The sequence below is a fragment of the Raineyella sp. genome (assembly GCF_034933565.1).
GTDB lineage: Bacteria > Actinomycetota > Actinomycetes > Propionibacteriales > Propionibacteriaceae > Raineyella.
In genome coordinates this window covers 1-2,050 of sequence record NZ_JAYFNG010000025.1, presented here as the reverse complement: position 1 = coordinate 2,050, position 2,050 = coordinate 1, and the positions used below count along the sequence as shown (strand labels likewise).

Annotated in this window: 3 protein-coding genes and 1 pseudogene; 2 read left to right on the top strand and 2 right to left on the bottom strand. The window is 70.2% G+C overall.

The window, feature by feature from the left end; all coding sequences use genetic code 11:
* Positions 1-297 (top strand): DUF2530 domain-containing protein (locus VB059_RS08170; RefSeq protein WP_323421524.1); only part of this gene is annotated, 297 nt, incomplete at its 5' end.
* A gap of 151 nt (positions 298-448) precedes the next feature.
* Here the strand turns inward: VB059_RS08170 and VB059_RS08165 are convergent.
* Positions 449-1,219 (bottom strand): DUF3027 domain-containing protein, encoded by a 771-nt coding sequence (locus VB059_RS08165; protein ID WP_416339526.1) that lies wholly within the window; start codon positions 1,217-1,219, stop codon positions 449-451.
* A gap of 1 nt (position 1,220) precedes the next feature.
* Positions 1,221-1,607 (bottom strand): cold-shock protein, encoded by a 387-nt coding sequence (locus VB059_RS08160; protein ID WP_323416470.1) that lies wholly within the window; start codon positions 1,605-1,607, stop codon positions 1,221-1,223.
* A gap of 159 nt (positions 1,608-1,766) precedes the next feature.
* Between VB059_RS08160 and VB059_RS08155 the strand changes: the two are divergent.
* Positions 1,767-2,050 (top strand): annotated as a pseudogene (locus tag VB059_RS08155) (hypothetical protein); the annotation flags it as partial.

Genomic DNA, 2,050 nt, shown 5'->3' with positions numbered 1-2,050 from the left:
CCTAAGGTTGAGTCCGTGGATAATCAGCACCACGCGCCGCTTATGGTACAAGCACCCGTCCGTGCGCTCGATCCGGACGGCACGGGCATCGTCACCATCGGCACGATTGCCTTCGTGATCGCGACGGTTGTGCTCTGGCTGCAGCGAGACGCGTTGAACGCCGCCGGCCAGGGCTGGTGGCTGTGGGTGTGTGTCACCGGGGTCGGGATCGGCCTGGTCGGGATGGCAGTGGTCTGGGTGCGATCCCACCGCCGCAAACGCTCCGAGGCCGAGGCGGACCCGGCTCCGACCGACTGAGCCCCCGCCAAATCCGGTACGAAGCCGCCAGCCGAGGGAATATCCCCCTCGACCCTCGATCTCGAACCGGATTTGGCACGGCACAGCCCGACCCGGCACGGGACGGGACGCGGCTGGAACTCGTCGAAGAGGAACTCAGTCGAAGAGGAACTCAGTCGAAGAGGAACTCGTCGGTGGTGATGGTGTCCCACATCGGCTGGCCGAGGTCGACGCCGCGGCGAGGCTCGCCCACGTCGGAGTGGCCGCCGCAGCCGTGGTCCCGGCTGATGACCCGGCCGTCGCTGGGCGAGAACTCGTTCGCGCACACCCCGAACACCTCGCCCAGCCTGCCCTGCAGCGGCAGGAAGTAGCCGCAGGTCTCACACAGCGCGGGGGCCTGCTGGGTCATCGGGTTGTCCGGGCCGCCGTCGCCGGAGATCCAACGCTCGGCAGCCAGGTCACGTCCCACCGGGGAGAGCACGCGCTCACGTCCCAGTCCGAGTTCAGCCACCACCGCACGGATCTGCGAGGACTCGGCAGGGTCAGGGTCGGAGGCGTCCTCGCCGCCGGTGTAACCCGGTTCGAGGCGGACGTCGTCGGCCGGGGTCGGGAGCAGCGCACCCGGAGTGATGTCGCCGCCGGAGATCCGGTCGGCCCAGGGCACCCAGGGCGCGGCCAGCAACGCACCGTCGGAGGGCACCATGGTGACCTCGTTGACCGTGACCACCCGGCCGCGGGAGGCCCGCGCCACGGTGACCGCCCAATTCCAGCCCGGGTAGGCCGGGTGGTCCACAGCAAAGTAGTGGGTGGCCACCCGAACGCCGTCAGCGGTCACACCGCGGTGCTCACCCACGCCGAAGACGCCGGCACGCCGGACCGCCGCCGCCCTGGCCAGGTCGACAGCCTCCGCGCAGGCGGTGTCGAGCTCGACGGTCACCGGCACCTCAGAGCTCCAACTCGTCGGCGACCCCGCGCAGCACGGACGCAACCTTGCCGGAGATCTTGGAATCGGGGTGGCGTCCGCGGCGGTAACCGTTGCCGATCCCGTCCAGCATCTTGATCAGGTCCTCGACGATGATCGCCATCTGCTCGGGGCTCTTGCGCTGAGCCTTGGACAGCGACACCGGGGCCTCCATCAGCCGGACGCTGAGCGCCTGCTCACCCTTCTTGCCCGCGATGACGCCGAACTCGACCTTCTGACCGCGCTTCAGGGTGGTGACGCCAGCCGGCAGCGCGGACGCACGGACGTACACGTCCTCGCCGCCCTCGTCCTTGGACAAGAAGCCGAAACCCTTCTCGGCGTCGTAGTAGCGCACCTTGCCTACCGGCATGATCCTCACTCCTGGCATCGTCTCCGGGCGGGGATGCTCCCGCCGGCTCCGATCAAGCCTAGTGGACACCGCCCAACCGTGGGCATTCCCGCGGCCGGCTCCCCCCGACAGCCCTCGGCCGGGTGCCCGTCGTTCCAGCAAGGCAATTACGATGGGCCCATGGCGACCTGGCGGGACGGACCCGAGTACGCGCCGCAACAGCGGCCGGAGGCGTTCGTCGAGCCACCGGCCGGGCCGCTGGATACCCCGGCCACGCCTGCCGATCCGAGCGCGGGGGCGCCGGCCGAGCAGCCGTCCTTCACCGCGCCCGATGCACCAGCACCCGACCTGACCACCCTGATCCCCGCCTCGGCGGGCCCGGGGCGGGATCCGCGGCAGGCCTTCGAGGTGGTCACCAGCACGATGACCTCCTCCACCGGGACCGCCTGGGCGTCAGCCCACTC

Excerpts from the sequence above, each read along its gene's own strand:
- VB059_RS08160 (WP_323416470.1), bottom strand. The coding sequence starts at position 1,607 with ATGCCGGTAGGCAAGGTGCGCTACTACGACGCCGAGAAGGGTTTCGGC.